12 protein-coding genes and 2 tRNA genes are annotated in these 17,711 nt (G+C 44.0%); 11 read left to right on the top strand and 3 right to left on the bottom strand.

Features of this window, described 5'->3' with window-relative positions; genetic code table 11:
• The first annotated feature begins 73 nt into the window (after nt 1-73).
• From glmM to L4C54_RS13825, 11 genes are all read left to right on the top strand, one after another.
• Nucleotides 74-1,414, top strand: coding sequence for a phosphoglucosamine mutase (gene glmM / locus L4C54_RS13775; RefSeq protein WP_428801108.1), 1,341 nt, complete (start codon nt 74-76; stop codon nt 1,412-1,414).
• A 255-nt stretch (nt 1,415-1,669) separates the two neighbouring features.
• Nucleotides 1,670-2,005 carry a preprotein translocase subunit SecG gene (secG, locus tag L4C54_RS13780; protein ID WP_428808646.1) on the top strand — a complete coding sequence of 112 codons (336 nt, stop codon included), beginning with the start codon at nt 1,670-1,672 and terminating at the stop codon, nt 2,003-2,005.
• 20 nt (nt 2,006-2,025) lie between these two features.
• Nucleotides 2,026-2,110, top strand: a tRNA-Leu gene (locus L4C54_RS13785).
• A 54-nt stretch (nt 2,111-2,164) separates the two neighbouring features.
• A tRNA-Met gene (locus L4C54_RS13790) sits at nt 2,165-2,241 on the top strand.
• Nucleotides 2,242-2,458: 217 nt separating this feature from the next.
• Entirely contained in the window at nt 2,459-2,914 is a 456-nt protein-coding gene (rimP, locus tag L4C54_RS13795) for a ribosome maturation factor RimP (RefSeq protein WP_428801106.1), read from the top strand.
• A gap of 38 nt (nt 2,915-2,952) precedes the next feature.
• Entirely contained in the window at nt 2,953-4,440 is a 1,488-nt protein-coding gene (gene nusA / locus L4C54_RS13800) for a transcription termination factor NusA (RefSeq protein ID WP_428808647.1), read from the top strand.
• A gap of 21 nt (nt 4,441-4,461) precedes the next feature.
• Nucleotides 4,462-7,161, top strand: coding sequence for a translation initiation factor IF-2 (infB, locus tag L4C54_RS13805; protein ID WP_428801104.1), 2,700 nt, complete (start codon nt 4,462-4,464; stop codon nt 7,159-7,161).
• A gap of 108 nt (nt 7,162-7,269) precedes the next feature.
• Nucleotides 7,270-7,695: a 30S ribosome-binding factor RbfA gene (gene rbfA, locus L4C54_RS13810; RefSeq protein WP_428801103.1), complete on the top strand. Its 426-nt coding sequence runs from the start codon at nt 7,270-7,272 to the stop codon at nt 7,693-7,695.
• Nucleotides 7,695-8,645, top strand: coding sequence for a tRNA pseudouridine(55) synthase TruB (gene truB, locus L4C54_RS13815; protein WP_428808648.1), 951 nt, complete (start codon nt 7,695-7,697; stop codon nt 8,643-8,645). The genes rbfA and truB overlap by 1 nt, the downstream gene beginning before the upstream one ends.
• Before the next feature lie 133 nt (nt 8,646-8,778).
• A complete protein-coding gene (locus L4C54_RS13820; protein ID WP_428801101.1) occupies nt 8,779-9,690 on the top strand; it encodes a LysR family transcriptional regulator in 912 nt (303 codons plus the stop codon).
• Between the two features lie 142 nt (nt 9,691-9,832).
• Entirely contained in the window at nt 9,833-11,080 is a 1,248-nt protein-coding gene (locus L4C54_RS13825; RefSeq protein WP_428808649.1) for a DUF1254 domain-containing protein, read from the top strand.
• A 58-nt stretch (nt 11,081-11,138) separates the two neighbouring features.
• Here the strand turns inward: L4C54_RS13825 and L4C54_RS13830 are convergent, their stop codons facing one another.
• The 3 genes from L4C54_RS13830 to gltB all read right to left on the bottom strand — a co-directional run bounded on the left by L4C54_RS13830 (nt 11,139) and on the right by gltB (nt 17,550).
• Nucleotides 11,139-11,570, bottom strand: a complete 432-nt coding sequence (locus L4C54_RS13830) for a DUF1499 domain-containing protein (RefSeq protein ID WP_428808650.1) — start codon at nt 11,568-11,570, stop codon at nt 11,139-11,141.
• An 82-nt stretch (nt 11,571-11,652) separates the two neighbouring features.
• Nucleotides 11,653-13,065: an FAD-dependent oxidoreductase gene (locus L4C54_RS13835; RefSeq protein ID WP_428808651.1), complete on the bottom strand. Its 1,413-nt coding sequence runs from the start codon at nt 13,063-13,065 to the stop codon at nt 11,653-11,655.
• 21 nt (nt 13,066-13,086) lie between these two features.
• Nucleotides 13,087-17,550 carry a glutamate synthase large subunit gene (gene gltB / locus L4C54_RS13840; RefSeq protein WP_428808652.1) on the bottom strand — a complete coding sequence of 1,488 codons (4,464 nt, stop codon included), beginning with the start codon at nt 17,548-17,550 and terminating at the stop codon, nt 13,087-13,089.
• Nucleotides 17,551-17,711: the final 161 nt, after the last annotated feature.

A 17,711-nucleotide genomic window follows, 5' to 3' on the forward strand; every position in this document is an offset into this window, starting at 1 on the left:
AATTAAGTTTAGAACTGAAAAAACGTATAGCGCAAAAACTGTATAACGAAAAATAAGAAACCAAGGAATAAAAATGTCAGATAAAAGACGTTACTTCGGCACTGACGGTGTACGAGGAAAAGTAGGCCAATATCCAATTACTCCAGATTTTGTATTGAAACTCGGTTGGGCTGCGGGTCGTGTACTTGCTAAGCAAGGCACCAAGAAAGTAATCATAGGTAAAGATACTCGTATCTCTGGTTATATGCTGGAGTCTGCTTTAGAGGCCGGTCTTGCAGCAGCAGGCCTAAAAGCGACATTAACAGGCCCTATGCCAACGCCTGCTGTTGCTTATCTCACACAAACGTTTCGCGCTGAAGCAGGCATCGTAATCTCTGCTTCTCATAACCCGTATTACGATAACGGTATTAAGTTCTTCTCGTCAGAGGGAACCAAGCTTTCAGATGAGATCGAATTGGCTATTGAAGCTGAGATGGATAAAGATATCGAGTGTGTTGAGTCGGCAAACCTTGGTAAAGCGATGCGCCTAAACGACGCCGCTGGCCGTTATATTGAATTTTGTAAAAGCACATTCCCTTCAGAGCTTAGCCTAGCGGGTCTAAAAATTGTTATCGATTGTGCGCATGGGGCTACATACCATATCGCGCCAAGTGTCTTCACTGAATTAGGCGCTGAGATTGTGACGATTGGTGTGGAGCCAAACGGTACTAACATCAACCATGAAGTGGGTGCAACGGATGTTCGAGCACTTCAAAAACGAGTTGTTGAAGAGAAAGCGCATTTAGGTGTTGCTTTTGATGGCGATGGTGACCGAATCATTATGGTTGATGAATTTGGTAATAAGGTCGATGGCGATCAGATTGCTTATATTATTGCTCGTGATGCACTTCGCCGTGGTGAATTAAAAGGTGGTGTTGTTGGTACATTAATGACAAACCTTGGTATGGAAAATGGTTTGAAACAGCTGGGTATACCATTTGTTCGTGCTTCAGTTGGTGACCGTTATGTGATGGAAAAATTGCTTGAACGCAATTGGAAAATTGGTGCTGAAAACTCAGGACACGTTATCCTACTGGATAAAGTGACCACGGGTGATGCGATTGTTGCCGCGCTTCAAGTGATTGCATCTATTGTTGGTAGCGAAATGACGCTGAACGAGCTGTCTCAAGGAATGACCTTATACCCTCAAGTTCTCGAGAATGTACGATTTAGTGGCGACTCGAATCCATTGGATGCTCAAGCTGTAAAAGATTCTGTACAAGAAGTTGAAGCTGAATTGGGTGAAAAAGGGCGAGTGCTGCTACGTAAATCGGGAACCGAGCCTTTACTACGTGTCATGGTTGAAGGTGAAGATGCAGAACTGGTACAACGTTCAGCGCTTAAAATCGCGGATGCGGTAAAAGCTAACTGCTAAACATTAGATCGTTTTAGGGGCAAATTAGCTCCTATTCATGAGCTGTAAATTAGCTTAACTTTGCTTTTGAGCTTTTTTTAACCGATTGATGCTCCTTAAAGGAGTTTTTCTTAAAATCTTCTTGTCAGCGTACGCGGCTTTCGCTAGTATTGCTCGGCCTTCAGTTAGGAGGTCGCTAGCTTTGTTCTAAAAATCTTGTTTCATAACGAATTTTAGACGGCGCTGGCTCGACAATTTTGAACATAGGTGGACACCATGTATTCAGTTCTACTTGTGACTTACCTGTTGGCAGCGCTCGGTGTAATTGGCCTTGTGTTGATTCAACAAGGTAAAGGCGCAGATATGGGAGCTTCATTCGGTGCCGGTGCTTCAAACACAGTGTTTGGTGCTGGTGGCTCAGGGAATTTCCTAACCCGAATGACTGCAATTTTTGCAACAGTATTTTTCATCCTTAGCTTAGTGCTTGGCAACATGTCGACTAGTACGACTGAGTCACAATGGATTGACCCAACTCAAGGTCAAGTTATCCAGCAAGCTGAAGATGTAGTGAGTGAACTTCCAGCCGAAACTGGCGACGAGATTCCTCAATAAGCTAATTCAATGATTTAGCTGCCGAGATGGTGAAATTGGTAGACACGCTAGCATGAGGTGCTAGTGCCTTAGGGTGTGAGGGTTCAAGTCCCTCTCTCGGCACCATATTTACAAACTTGTAAATCACCTTGTTGAGCGTATAATGCACAGCAAGTCGGACGCGGGATGGAGCAGTTTGGTAGCTCGTCGGGCTCATAACCCGAAGGTCGTCGGTTCAAATCCGGCTCCCGCAACCAAATCCTTTTTAGGATTCGTGGACAAGTTTGCGCAGTTGCTTTTGCTAAAGTGATTGTGAGTTGGATACAATTTGTATCTAACGAATCAAGGGTCCAGCAATAAAAAACCCCGACTATTTCGGGGTTTTTTGTTATCTAGCTTTTTAATTTTAGCTAGGTTGTTGCTTGGGATTTAAATTGGGCTCTTTGCCCTTTTTTTGTTTCTGGAGTGGTTTAAATGACTGGTTTAGAGAGACAACTTACTGAAATGCTTGACAGTGCAGTATCTGCGTTAGGCTATGAGTTAGTTGGATTAGAATTTATTCGTGCAGGCGAGCATTCAACGCTACGTATCTATATCGATCATGAAAATGGCATATTTGTTGACGATTGCTCAGAAGTGAGCCGTCAAGTTAGTGCTGTTTTAGATGTAGAAGATCCAATTTCAGTGGCTTATAACCTAGAAGTGTCTTCTCCTGGTCTAGAACGACCACTTTTCACAGCAGCACACTACAAACAGTTTATTGGTCACGAGGTCAACATCGTCTTGAAAATGGCCGTAGGAAACCGTCGTAAATGGAAGGGTGATATTCACTCTGTCGATGGTGAGACTATTTCAGTCGTTGTTGAAGGTCAGCAAGAAAGCTTTGCATTAAGCAATATTTCTAAAGCTAACCTGATACCTAAATTTTAGTTCTCCTAGAAAAATTTGAGCTTAAGAGGCTAGATAGAATGAGTAAAGAAATTTTAGCGGTAGTAGAGGCTGTTTCAAATGAAAAAGCCGTACCTCGTGAACGTATTTTTGAAGCGCTAGAAACTGCGCTTGCTACGTCAACTAAGAAGAAGCACGCATTAGAAATTGAAGTTCGTGTTGAGATTGATCGTAAAACGGGTGAATTCGATACTTTCCGTCGCTGGGAAGTGGTTGAAGAAGTTGAAAGCCCAACTAAAGAGATCTCTTTAGAAGCAGCGCAATACGAAGATGAAACAATGGTTATTGGTGATTTCGTTGAAGACGATATTCCATCAGTAACGTTTGACCGTATTACTACGCAAACAGCGAAGCAAGTTATCGTACAAAAAGTACGTGAAGCTGAGCGCGCTCAAATCGTAGAGCAGTTTATTGATAACGAAGGTGAGTTAGTTACCGGTGTTGTTAAGAAAGTCAATCGCGAAACGGTAATTCTAGATCTAGGTAGCAACGCTGAAGCGGTTATTCTTCGTGATGACCAACTTCCTCGTGAAAACTTCCGTCCAGGCGACCGTGTTCGTGGCTTACTGTACGCAGTAAAACCAGAAGCACGTGGTTTCCAGTTATTCATTACTCGTTCTAAGCCTGAAATGCTTGCTGAGCTTTTCCGTGTGGAAGTGCCAGAAATTGGTGAAGAGCTAATTGAACTTAAAGCGGGTGCTCGAGACCCTGGTTCACGTGCAAAAATTGCTGTGAAGACTAATGACCGTCGTATCGACCCTGTTGGTGCGTGTGTTGGTATGCGTGGCGCTCGTGTTCAAGCTGTATCTGGTGAACTTGGCGGTGAGCGTATCGATATCGTTCTTTGGGATGATAACCCGGCTCAGTTTGCGATTAACGCAATGGCACCTGCAGATGTTGCATCGATCATCGTTGATGAAGATGCTCACTCAATGGACATCGCTGTTGAACCTGACAACTTAGCACAAGCTATCGGTCGTAATGGTCAAAACGTTCGCCTTGCTTCTCAACTTACGGGTTGGGAACTTAACGTAATGACAGTTGAAGACCTACAGAAGAAACACCAAGAAGAGTCTCAAGCTGCTGTTGAGAGCTTCATGAAGCACTTAGATATCGAGCAAGATTTTGCCGAGATGCTGACTGAAGAAGGTTTCTCAACGCTAGAAGAGATTGCTTACGTTCCAGTTCATGAACTGTTAGAAGTTGATGGCCTAGACGAAGACATGGTTGAAGAGTTACGTAGCCGTGCAAAAGACGCACTGACGACTCTTGCTCTTGCTCAAGAAGAGACACTCGACGGTGTTGAACCTGCAGAAGATTTGCTTGCTCTAGAAGGTCTAGAACGCGAACTAGCATTCAAGCTGGCTGCAAAAGGTGTTGTAACACTTGAAGACTTAGCTGATCAAGGTACTGATGAGCTAGAAGACATTGAAGGATTAACAGAAGAACGCGCAGGTGAGCTAATCATGGCTGCACGTAATATTTGTTGGTTCGGCGACGAAGAATAATTTCAGCAAGGAGGTAGCGGAATGACGCAACTAACAGTAAAAGCATTAAGTGAAGAAATTGGTACGCCAGTTGACCGCTTAGTTGAACAACTTGCTGACGCAGGCATGACTAAAGCAAGCGGCGATCAAGTATCAGATGACGAAAAGCAGAAGCTTCTTGTTCACCTGAAAAAAGAACACGGTGATACATCAGGCGAAACTGAGCCTACTCGCTTAACACTACAGAGAAAAACTCGCAGTACACTAAGTGTTTCAGCAAGTGGTGGTAAGAGTAAAGATGTTCAAGTAGAAGTGCGTAAGAAGCGTACTTATGTGAAGCGCAGCACAGTAGATGACGAAGCGAAACGTGAGGCTGAGGAAGCAGCAAAACGTGAAGCGGAAGAGCTAGCGAAACGCGAAGCGGATGAACTAGCAAAACGTGATGCTGCAGATAAAGCAAAACGCGAAGCCGAAGATAAAGCAAAACGTGAAGCGGATGCAAAACGTGGTGCAGAAGAAAAGGCTCAGCGTGTACAAGCTGAAAAGGCTAAAAAAGACATGAATGCAAAAAATGCTGACGTTAATACGCAAGCTAAGAAAGAATCTGATGAACTGAAACTTCGTCAAGAGCAAGAAGCTCAACGTAAAGCTGAGCAAGAAGCTGCCAAGCTTGTTGAAGAAGCTCGTAAGCTAGCGGAAGAGAACCAAGACCGCTGGACTGAAGAAGAGAAGAAGAAGAAAGAACAAGAGAAAACGGCTGATTACCATATCACTACTTCTACTTACGCTCGTGAAGCTGAAGACGCTGCGGACCGTAAAGAAGAAGGTGCTGGTACTAACCGTCGCAAGAAGAAGAAAAAACCAGCTGCTACTCAAGATCGCAACGGTGGTCGTAACCAACGTGGCGGCCGCGGTGGTCGTAATAAAGGTAAGCTGGCTAAACCAACTTCAATGCAACATGGCTTTGATAAGACAGCAACTGTTGCTAAATCTGATGTTGCTATCGGCGAGACTATCGTAGTATCTGAACTGGCAAGCAAAATGTCAGTGAAAGGCACTGAAGTCATCAAAGTGATGATGAAAATGGGCGCTATGGCGACCATTAACCAAGTTATTGACCAAGAAACTGCAGCACTAGTTGCTGAAGAGATGGGTCACAAGGTTATTCTTCGTAAAGAGAATGAACTTGAAGAAGCGGTACTATCTGATCGTGATAACGATGCAGCAGTAGAAGGTCGTGCTCCAGTTGTTACTATCATGGGTCACGTTGACCACGGTAAAACATCAACACTGGATTACATCCGTAAAGCACACGTTGCTGACGCAGAAGCGGGTGGTATTACACAGCACATCGGTGCATACCACGTAGAAACTGACAACGGTATGATTACCTTCCTTGATACCCCTGGACACGCAGCGTTTACTGCTATGCGTGCTCGTGGTGCTCAAGCGACAGATATCGTTGTTCTAGTTGTAGCTGCAGATGATGGCGTTATGCCACAGACAGTTGAAGCGATTCAACACGCAAAAGCGGCTGGCGTACCTCTAATTATCGCAGTTAACAAAATCGATAAAGAAGACGCTAACCCAGACAACGTTAAGAACGAGCTAGCTCAATACGACGTTATCCCTGAAGAGTGGGGCGGTGAGAACATGTTCGTTCACATCTCTGCTAAGCAAGGTACTAACATCGATGGTCTACTAGAAACTATCCTTCTACAGTCTGAAGTTCTTGAACTTACTGCTGTTAGAGAAGGCATGGCGTCTGGTGTTGTAGTTGAATCTCGTCTTGATAAAGGTCGCGGTCCTGTTGCAACTGTACTTGTTCAATCTGGTACGCTTAACAAAGGTGACATCCTTCTTTGTGGTCAAGAATACGGCCGTGTTCGTGCAATGCGCGATGAGAATGGTAAAGAGATCCTTGAAGCTGGTCCTTCTATCCCTGTTGAAATCATCGGTCTATCTGGTGTTCCATCATCTGGTGACGAAGCGACAGTTGTACGTGATGAGCGTAAAGCTCGTGAAGTAGCAAACTACCGTCAAGGTAAATTCCGTGATGTGAAACTTGCTCGTCAACAGAAATCTAAACTAGAAAACATGTTCTCTAACATGGAAGCTGGTGAAGTTGCAGAGCTTAACGTTGTACTTAAAGGTGACGTTCAAGGTTCGGTTGAAGCGATTTCTGATTCACTACTTAAACTGTCTACTGACGAAGTTAAAGTGAACATCGTAGGTTCTGGTGTTGGTGGTATTACTGAGACTGATGCAACACTTGCAGCAGCTTCAAACGCTATCATCCTAGGCTTCAACGTACGTGCTGATGCAACTGCTCGTCGTACTGTTGATAACGAAAACCTAGATCTTCGTTACTACTCAATCATTTACCAATTGATTGACGAAGTTAAACAAGCAATGGGCGGCATGCTTGCTCCAGAATTCAGACAAGAGATCATTGGTCTTGCTGAAGTACGTGACGTGTTTAAGTCACCTAAACTGGGCGCAATCGCTGGTTGTATGGTTACTGAAGGCATCATTAAGCGTAGCAACCCAATCCGCGTACTACGCGAAAACGTTGTTATTTACGAAGGTGAGCTAGAATCACTTCGTCGCTTTAAAGATGACGTTCAAGAAGTTAAGAATGGCTACGAATGTGGTATCGGCGTTAAGAACTACAATGATGTTCGCGCTGGTGACCAAATCGAAGTATTCGAAATCGTTGAAATTAAACGTACACTCGACTAATTGATAAAAGTTACCCGCCTTATAAAGGCAAGGTAATCGGTTGTTGAATGCACCATGGGGGGCTGGCTTTGGCCATCCCCCCATTCTTTCTATTTATGAGAAATGATTATGTCAAAAGAATTTAGCCGCACACAACGCGTGTCGCAGCAATTACAAAAAGAACTCGCAATTATTCTACAGCGTGAAGTTCGTGATTCTCGCTTAGGGATGGTTACCATCTCTGATGTTGAAGTATCAAGAGATCTTGCTTACGCAAAAGTATTCGTTACTTTTTTATGTGTTGGTGAACAAACGCCAGAGAGCTGTCTTGCTGCACTAAAAGAACACGAAGTTCCGGTTCGCATGGCGCTAGGTAAGCGTATTCGTCACCGCCTAACACCTGAAGTTCGTTTTACTTATGACGATACTTTAGTTGAAGGTATGCGTATGTCGAACCTAGTTAGTGAAATACTAACTGAAGACAAGCGTAAGCAGATTGAATCTGGTCGCGAAGAAGAACAGGATCAAAACGGTTCTGAAGAGGAAGGCAAGTAATGGCTCGCCGTCGTAAGGGTCGTCCAGTCAATGGGGTTATCTTATTAGATAAGCCGACCGGTATTTCTTCTAACGATGCTTTGCAAAAAGTTAAGCGAATCTACTTTGCTCAAAAAGCGGGTCATACCGGCGCACTTGACCCATTAGCGACAGGTATGTTGCCAATCTGTTTAGGTGAAGCGACTAAGTTTTCTCAGTTCTTGTTAGATTCAGATAAACGTTATGTCGTTAAAGCGAAGCTTGGTGAGAGAACAAACACTTCTGATTCTGATGGTGAAGTTGTCGAGACTCGCGACATTAATGTCACACAAGAGCAACTAGAACGCTGCGTAGCAAGCTTTAAAGGTGAAACGGACCAAGTCCCTTCGATGTTTTCTGCATTGAAGCACCAAGGCCGTCCGCTTTATGAATATGCACGTGAAGGCATCGAGGTTCCACGTGAATCACGTAAGATCACGGTTTACTCGATCGAGCTGCTACGTTTTGAAGGCGACGAGATTGAAATGGAAGTCCACTGCTCTAAAGGGACTTACATTCGCACTATTACTGATGATCTCGGTGAGATGTTAGGTTGTGGTGCTCACGTAACCTATCTCCGTCGTACTGGCGTTGCAAAGTATCCATATGAGAAAATGGTGACTCTTGAACAGTTGAACGAACTGTTAGAGCAAGCGGAACGTGATGAAGTGGCTCCTAGAGAGCTTCTGGATTCTCTGCTAATGCCTATGGATACCGCGGTAGAAGATCTTCCTGAAGTGAACATGAATGCTGAATTGATGGACCTTGTTCAACACGGTATGCCAGTGCAAATTGCTGGGGCACCTACTGAAGGAACCGTTCGCATGACTAGTGGTGAAGAGAAATTATTTCTTGGCGTTGCTACGATTGATGATGACGGAAGAGTCGCACCAAAGCGCCTTGTTGTTTTCCAAGATGAAGAACAAAATTAAGCATTAATTGCTAAATTATATGAAGCCGAAGTATAACTTCGGCTTTTTGTTATTGAGATCTCACTTCCATATTCGCTCTCTACACTAAATCTCGCTATGATCATTACCAATTGCATTGTAGAGAATGATGACCATGAATGATAAGCAGTTGCGAAACTTAGATTTTAATTCACTTAAGTTATTAAAAATATTAGGTGAAGAGCTAAATACTAAACGCACCGCCGAAAGAATGTTCATATCTCAACCTGCTGTAAGTAAGGGGTTGAAAAAGATGCGAGATTATTGTGGTGATGAAATTTTCACCCGAAAGCAGTATGGCATAGAGCCAACACCATTTGGTAAAGAAGTACTTAGAAAGTTGCCGCTCGCGTTCGACGTATTAGATGATATATTTTCCCATGCTGAGCAATTTGATATTTCTAATTACACTGATGAAATATGCATTGCGATAAGTACCTCTTTATATCAGCCCATCGCTCATAAAGTTTATGCTCATCTTAGGGAAACAATACCTAATGCGACCATTCGGTTGGTCAATTGGGGAGAGAATACAGAACATGACTTAAAAGTCGGCAAGATTCATTTAGGGATAAACTACTACCCATTAGAGGTATCCAAAGCACTGAGTCAGAAGAAGCTAAGCTATGCTCAATTTAAGCTGATATGCCGTGTCGGCCATCCTATCTTTCAATCGAAAGGACGCTTAGAGGATATTGGAGCATACCCTTTAGCACTTTTAGAGCAACCCGATTTTGCAACGGATAAGAATCTGATTGAACGAAAGCTCTTGGCTATTGGGATAACGCCTAAGGTCGAGCTTAAGGCTGATCAGCTAAACATCTGCCTTGATGCTGTAAAAGAAAGCGACCTATTGTTACCCTATGCTGATTTACCTGGTGTCAAACTACCAGAGGGTGTTCAATTTTACTCTGGACACAAGGATGAGCAAATAGGCAGTGATGTAGGTACATTTATAGCGACTAGAAGTGTAAATACACCATTAATACATTGGCTATCAAACGAGTTACGATTCATGTTTTCATGATGATCGCGTCAGTCTGAGGTCAATATAATTTTAGTTATCGTTATGGGTTATATCTGGAAGTCTTTATTTTCATTTCAAAATATGCACTTTTGTGCATTATCTTAACCGCAGGCTAGTTACGTATTACTGCGGAGATTATAAAATGAAAAAACAAATTATTGCAGCTACCTTGGCATTGTGCAGTTTGAGCATTAATGCTCAAGACACATTCACCAATGAAGATTTCACAGGCTTAAGGGTTTATCACCACGCTGAAAATATGATCGCTCATATTGAAGAGTTTGGTATCAACCAGTGGGACCATCCACCAATTTCGGATCATACTTACTTTGTCATCACGCCAGCATTAGACCACCTCTACTCTAAAGCTATGGTTGATGTCAGCCGAGGGCCCGCTATATTAACCACGCCTATACGTGATGACCGATATGCTTCATTACAAATCGTTGATTCAGAGCATTTCACGGTGTATGCAGAAACCACCCCTCGAGAAGGTGGTCAATTCCTAATCACTAGAGCAGGAGCTGATTATGATATACCGGACGGAGAGTTCACCGATATAATTGAAGTCCACGAGGACCTGACCTTTTTATTTGTACGTACACAAACATTTGAGTATAGAGACGATGGCTATGCGAACGAAAATCGCCATCAACTTAAATTGGACATCTCAGAAAAGTCGAAAGAATTTGACCTACCAGACCGTAAAGATACGAAAGCGGTAATCCAACTCGCAATAGATAATCATGACGGATGGGCTGAGACGGCTGATGAACTACAAGGGGCTGTGAATAATTTCGATTATGATCGCTACGTACAAACGGCTGAGTATGTGACAGAGAAATTATTGACAGGGGTGATCACCAACAACAGCAGCGGATTCGAAACCCCTGACCATCCAGATGCAGACCACGATAGTATAAATTTAATCCGTGCGGCAGTGACACATTTAGGTCACTTAGGGTTCCCCGCGGCACATGCATACTATGAAAATATTCCAGTAACTCCACAAGGCCTGCCTCTAAATGGTTCAGAGGCGTTTGTATTCACAATGCCGCATGAGCAAGCCGTTGGTGAGTTTTGGTCTATTACTCGTTATAAATCAGCGACACGATTACCTTTAGACCCTGATACTATCGGTGGAAGCAATCGCCAAGTATTCGCAGGTGGTAATACAACCCCGGATGCGGACGGTAATGTAACGATTACGTTCAGTGCAGAGGATCCAAAAGACGGTACGTACTGGATGCCGGTTGTTGATGGTGAGCAATATTACTTCATCGTACGCTACTACGATCCTCAGAGTGGGCTTAAGGGCAACACGGCTCAAACATTGCTTTATGGCGGAACACCACTCGAGAATGTTTTTGTTCCTAAACAGTCATTCTAAATTGAGCTAACCTCTGTGAAAGGCGGTCTTTAATCGCCTTTCATTTCTTACTGAGTGATTATTTAAGTAATTGAGCAGAATCGAGCATCGTCCTCAATTGATCGGCACGCTTTCTATTAATTCCAAAATCTGAATAACCGACCCGAGACTCAGAACGAACGATGAGTTTCGAGCCTTCGACTTTTAGCTCCAAATCATCAACAAACCTTAGTATTTTAGATGTGTATTCAATTCTGAGGTAATTACCTTCTTTAGTTGCCGTTTTAGCCCCCGACATTTGTAGGGCAACTTGTTCTATTTCTTCGATATTTGCTTTGCTTTTTAGCTGAAAGGCGATGAGGTGATGCTGCTCTCGAGTATCCTCAGTAGAGACGCAATTGGGGCTTTCCCCACAAGGTAGTGCTGTACGATCATTGAAACTTTTAGCTCCTTGGCTACATGCCGATAGAAGGAGGGAGCTAAATAACACAGTAATGGTTGCGCGTGACATAGAGTGAGTCCAATAAGTTGTTGGGTAGCAACAAAAAATAAAGGATCCGATATCGAATCCTTTATAGTATTGCCGTTAAAACTTATAAATCAAGAAAGTCTAAGATTCCTTCCGCAGCTTTGCGCCCTTCATCAATAGCTGTTACAACAAGATCGGATCCTCGAACAGCATCTCCGCCAGCGAAGATTTTCTTATTACTGGTTTGATACATGAACTCTTGCTGAGAAGGTGCTTTTATACGCCCCCACTCATCGAGGTCCACGCCGAAAGGTTTTAGCCATTCCATTGCATGAGGCTGGAAACCAAACGCCATAATCACGGCATCAGCTTCTAGTGTATGTTCACTATTAGCAACGGGCTCTGGGCGACGACGACCAGCATCATCGGGTTCACCTAAAGCGGTTTTGACCACTTTAATGCCGCTCACTTCACCGTTTGAATTTACTTCAATACCTAGAGGCTGAAGGTTAAACATAAAGTTCACGCCTTCCTCTTTTGCATTCTTCACTTCACGACGAGATCCCGGCATATTTGCTTCATCACGACGATAGGCACAAATAACATCTTTTGCACCTTGTCGGATGGAAGTTCGAACACAGTCCATCGCGGTATCGCCGCCACCTAAGACAATAACCTTCTTATTGGCCATATCGATTAAAGGTTCTGGGCTGTCTAGGTCCATCACTTTGTAGGTGTTTGAAATTAAAAATGGCAGAGCGTCGAATACTCCAGAAGCATCTTCATTGGCTAAACCGGCGCGCATATTTTTATAGGTGCCGACACCAAGGAATACGGCATCATACTCATCCACTAACTGTTGTAGTTGAATGTCCTTGCCAACCTCGGTATTCATTTGAAATTCAACGCCCATGTCGCTAAAGATACGACGTCGATTTTGCATTACCCCTTTTTCTAACTTGAAAGAGGGAATGCCAAACGTAAGAAGGCCACCAATTTCAGGGTAGCGGTCAAAGACAACAGGCTTTACTCCATTTCGAACTAATATATCAGCTGCGGCTAAGCCAGCAGGTCCGGCCCCGATAATCGCGACCTTTTTATCTGTCCATTCAACATTTGACATATCAGGCTTCCAGCCCATTTCAAATGCTTTATCTGTAATGTACTTTTCAACATTACCAATTGTGACTGCACCAAACTCGTCATTAAGGGTACATGAGCCTTCACATAACCTGTCTTGTGGACAAACTCGGCCACAGACTTCAGGAAGACTGTTTGTTTGGTGAGAGAGCTCTGCAGCTTCTATAATTCGACCTTCATTGGCAAGCTTTAGCCATTGAGGAATGTAATTGTGAACAGGGCATTTCCATTCACAATATGGATTACCACAATCTAAACAGCGATCAGCTTGCGCTTTTGCTTGCTGCTTAGTGAAAGGTTCGTAAATCTCGATAAATTCGATCTTACGAATCTTGATCGGCTTTTTCGCAGGGTCAACGCGGCTAACATCGATAAATTGATAAACATTCTGGCTCATAATTTAGGCTCCTTCCTACTCTTATTGTGCCTGAACGCGAAGTTCAGCGGCGCTACGACTTTGGTGACCAAGCAGAGTGTTAAGATCTGCAGCTAATGGTTTCACTAGGTAGAACTTAGGAATCCATGCATCGAAGTTCGCCAATATATTTTCAGCGTGGGTTGATCCTGTCTCTTCTAAGTGCTCTGCAATCAGCCCTCTTAAGTGCTCTTGATGGATATAGAGATCGGATAGAGATATAGCCTCAACAGACTCGTTATTGACGCGACCTTCAAAGTCATTATTTTTATCCATTACATACGCAAACCCGCCGGTCATTCCGGCGCCAAAGTTAACGCCCGTCGCACCGAGGATGGCAATAATGCCTCCAGTCATGTATTCACAAGCATTATCACCCGCACCTTCAATAACTGAAATTGTGCCCGAGTTACGTACACCAAATCGTTCACCAGCGGTACCAGCGGCAAAGAGTTTGCCTCCTGTTGCGCCATACAAACAGGTATTCCCTATGATGGTGGCTTCATTACAAACAAACGTTGTTCCTGTGTGAGGCTTAATCACGATCTTGCCGCCAGCCATTCCTTTACCTACATAATCGTTGGCATCACCGGTTAGGTAAAGCTCAATGCCTCCTGCGTTCCAAACGCCAAAGGATTGCCCTGCGGTTCCGTTTAGGTTGAGTTTGATTGGAGAGGTTGCTACGCCTTGGTTACCGTAACGTTTGGCGACTTCACCAGACAGGCTTGCACCGATTGAACGATCGGTATTGATCACGTCGTAATAGAGGTTTAGTGGCTGTTTGGATTCAATCGCTGTTTTGGCATCCTCAACGATCTTTTGATTGAGTTGTGCCTTATCAAATGGAGAGTTTGGTTCTGTCCAAAAGAGTGGGTGATCTTGTGGGGAAACTGGTTTCTCTAAAATATTAGAAAGATCGAGTTTATTCTGTTTGGCTGTTAGACCTGAAACAGCATCGAGTAAATCAGTTCGCCCAATTAAATCGGTTAGCTTCTCAACGCCTAGTTCTGCGAGATGAACTCGAACTTCTTCAGCAAGGCCCGTAAAGTAGTTAACCACCATATCGGGTAACCCTTTGAAGTACTCTTTACGTAGGGTTTCATCTTGCGTTGCAACACCGGTTGCGCAGTTGTTTAGATGGCAGATACGTAAGAACTTACACCCAAGCGCAACCATTGGAGCAGTACCAAAACCAAAACTCTCAGCACCTAAAATGGCGCCTTTGATGACATCAAGGCCAGTCTTAAGACCGCCATCGACTTGTAATCGGATCTTATGACGCAGCCCATTTGCAACCAGTGCTTGCTGAGTTTCTGCAAGACCAAGCTCCCATGGACATCCCGCATATTTTACCGAGGTTAATGGACTCGCAGCAGTGCCGCCATCGTAGCCTGATATAGTGATTAAGTCGGCGTATGCTTTAGCGACGCCAGTGGCAATAGTGCCGACACCGGGTTCAGAAACAAGTTTTACAGAGATCAGAGCTTTAGGATTAACTTGCTTCAAATCGAAAATCAGCTGAGCGAGATCCTCAATTGAATAGATATCATGATGTGGAGGAGGGGAGATGAGTGTCACTCCCTGTACTGAATAGCGAAGTTTGGCTATTTCAGCTGTCACTTTATGTCCTGGAAGCTGACCACCTTCACCGGGTTTTGCCCCTTGAGCGACTTTAATTTGTAGTACGTCAGCGTTAGTTAGGTAGTGAGGTGTCACACCAAAACGGCCTGAAGCAATTTGTTTGATTCGAGAGTTTCGGTCAGTACCAAATCGACGAGGGTCTTCACCACCTTCACCAGAGTTTGAATAGCCACCCAGTTTATTCATCGCCATGGCTAAGGCTTCATGAGCTTCCGGGCTAAGGGCACCAATGGACATTGCAGCCGAATCGAAGCGCTTAAATAACTCACTAGCAGGTTCTACTTTTTCTAACGCTAACGGCTTATCTGATTTATTCAGTTCCATTAAGTCACGCAGCATTGCCGCAGGGCGCTCATTGACCTGATTAGCGTATTGCTGATAATCAGCTGATTCGCCTGTTTTTACCGCTTTTTGTAGCGTGCTCACAACATCAGGGTTATAAGCGTGGAACTCACCATCATGGACGTATTTTAACAATCCACCGTGATCAATTGGTTTGCGTTTAGCCCAAGCTTTACGAGATAAATTGAAAAGATCTTGTTGGAAGTCTTCAAAGTTCGCTCCTTGGATTCGTGAAGCAACGCCTTTGAAACAGAGCTCTACTATATCTTGATGAAGACCGACGGCTTCGAATAGCTGTGAACAACGGTAAGAGGCGATCGTTGAGATCCCCATCTTCGACATGATTTTGAATAACCCTTTGTTGATACCATTCTGATAGTTCTGCATCACATCGCGATAGCTTTTATCTATGCCACCATCATCGACAATTTTACCCAGTGATTCATAAGCAAGGTATGGGTAAATTGCTGTGGCACCAAATCCTAAAAGTACTGCGAATTGGTGGGGATCACGTATCGCTCCTGATTCGACAATAATATTGGCATCACAGCGAAGGTTTTCATTGGCTAATCGAGTTTGAACCGCACCTACTGCCATTGCTGCAGGTATAGGAAGTGCTCCTTTTACTAAGGCTCTATCTGATAATACAATCAGCACACTTCCTTGCTTAACCGCGTTGACGCTAGCATCACAAAGCCTAAGAAGTGCCTGTTTTAAATCAGTCTTCTCAGGGGTGTAATTAATATCTAATACAGTGTTTTGGTAATAGTTACTGTCAAGATTAAGTAACTGCTGCATGTCTGAGTAGAGTAGAACAGGGGATGCAAAACTCACACGATGAGCATGTCCATCTGTCTCACAAAATACGTTCATCTCTTGGCCTATGCTGGTTGCCAGAGACATAACGTGCTTTTCACGCAATGGGTCGATAGGAGGATTGGTTACCTGTGCAAACTTTTGACGGAAATAGTCAGTAACAAGGCGAGCTTTGGATGAAAGTACCGCCATTGGCGTATCGTCACCCATTGAGCCTGTTGCTTCTTGTCCCATATCGCCAAGAACACGTAATACTTGATCCACTTCTTCGTTACTCATCGCAAACTGTTTTTGATAAGTTTTAAGCTGATCTTCGTCAAGTGTTCGCTTTCCAACTTGATCGTCAGGAAGCCGAGAAAAAGGTGTTAATCGATGTACATTCTCTTCCATCCAACTCTTGTAAGGGTGGCGGGTTTTTAGATCATTATCGATCTCACTGGATTGCCATAGCTTCCCTTTTCTGGTGTCGATAACCAGTAATTCACCAGGCCCCACTCGGCCTTTTTCTGCGACTTCGTCAGGCGCGTAATCCCAGATTCCTACTTCAGAGGCAAGGGTAATCAGTTTATCTTTGGTAATGACATAACGGGCTGGTCGAAGACCATTACGGTCAAGGTTACACGCTGCATAACGTCCATCGGATAATACAATCCCAGCGGGTCCATCCCATGGTTCCATATGCTTTGAGTTGAAATCATAGAAGGCACGAAGCTCAGGATCCATGTCTGGGTGGTTTTGCCATGCGGGCGGTACGAGCATGCGCATCGCCCTAAAGACGTCCATTCCGCCAGCTAAGAATAGATCTAACATGTTATCGAGGCTTGATGAATCGGAGCCTGTCTCATTAACAAAAGGTGCCGCAGTTTGAAGATCGGGCAGTAGCGGCGACGCAAATTTATAAGCGCGAGCTTTAGCCCATTGACGGTTGCCTTCGATGGTGTTTATTTCACCATTGTGCGCTAAGTAACGGAAAGGTTGTGCCAATGGCCAACGTGGCTGGGTATTGGTTGAAAATCGTTGGTGGAATAGACAGATTGCTGATTCCATTCTGAGATCAGCAAGATCAAGGTAGAACCTTGGAAGGTCCGCAGGCATGCACAAGCCTTTATACACCATGACTTGAGTTGATAGGCTACAGATATAAAATTCGTTATCGTCGAGGATCTGCTTCTCGATGCGTCGACGTGCAATGTATAGACGTCTTTCGATATCTCGTTCACGCCAACCAGCAGGGGCTGATACAAAGACTTGTTGGATATTGGGCAGTGAGTCTACCGCGATAGGGCCAAGGACATCGGAGTTAGTTGGAACATTTCGCCAACCGGCAACGGTGAGTGTCTCTTTTGCCAGTTCACTATTAATGATCTCTTGCGCTCGTTGAGCTTTAGCATTGTCTTGGCTAAAAAAGATCATACCAACAGCGTATTGACGGCTTAGTTTGAAACCGAGTTCTTCGGCAATGAGACGTAAGTAACTGTCGGGCTTTTGTAGTAGTAGACCGCAACCATCTCCAGTTTTACCATCGGCTGCGATACCGCCTCGGTGTGTCATTCGGTCAAGTGCTGAAATGGCGGTGCGTACTAGTTTGTGGCTTGGTTCGCCTTCCATATGCGCGATTAGGCCAAACCCACAGTTATCTTTCTCAAGACTTGGATCATATAAAGCCATTGCAATTCTCCCTTTGCTTCTCTGTCATCCAGACAGTAAATGACTAACTATTCGTTATTGTTATTATATTTGCTTAGTTATGCGACTAAATACCTTTTTGATTTAACAATTTTCATTAACTTTGATATCAATGAATTCACAAAGTATAGGTTATTATAAAA

This window comes from Vibrio lamellibrachiae (genome assembly GCF_050337265.1).
Taxonomy (GTDB): Bacteria; Pseudomonadota; Gammaproteobacteria; order Enterobacterales; family Vibrionaceae; genus Vibrio; species Vibrio kyushuensis.

Coding starts and splice junctions, on each gene's coding strand:
- glmM (WP_428801108.1), top strand. CDS start 74: ATGTCAGATAAAAGACGTTACTTCGGCACTGACGGTGTACGAGGAAAA.
- secG (WP_428808646.1), top strand. CDS start 1,670: ATGTATTCAGTTCTACTTGTGACTTACCTGTTGGCAGCGCTCGGTGTA.
- rimP (WP_428801106.1), top strand. CDS start 2,459: ATGACTGGTTTAGAGAGACAACTTACTGAAATGCTTGACAGTGCAGTA.
- nusA (WP_428808647.1), top strand. CDS start 2,953: ATGAGTAAAGAAATTTTAGCGGTAGTAGAGGCTGTTTCAAATGAAAAA.
- infB (WP_428801104.1), top strand. CDS start 4,462: ATGACGCAACTAACAGTAAAAGCATTAAGTGAAGAAATTGGTACGCCA.
- rbfA (WP_428801103.1), top strand. CDS start 7,270: ATGTCAAAAGAATTTAGCCGCACACAACGCGTGTCGCAGCAATTACAA.
- truB (WP_428808648.1), top strand. CDS start 7,695: ATGGCTCGCCGTCGTAAGGGTCGTCCAGTCAATGGGGTTATCTTATTA.
- L4C54_RS13820 (WP_428801101.1), top strand. CDS start 8,779: ATGAATGATAAGCAGTTGCGAAACTTAGATTTTAATTCACTTAAGTTA.
- L4C54_RS13825 (WP_428808649.1), top strand. CDS start 9,833: ATGAAAAAACAAATTATTGCAGCTACCTTGGCATTGTGCAGTTTGAGC.
- L4C54_RS13830 (WP_428808650.1), bottom strand. CDS start 11,570: ATGTCACGCGCAACCATTACTGTGTTATTTAGCTCCCTCCTTCTATCG.
- L4C54_RS13835 (WP_428808651.1), bottom strand. CDS start 13,065: ATGAGCCAGAATGTTTATCAATTTATCGATGTTAGCCGCGTTGACCCT.
- gltB (WP_428808652.1), bottom strand. CDS start 17,550: ATGGCTTTATATGATCCAAGTCTTGAGAAAGATAACTGTGGGTTTGGC.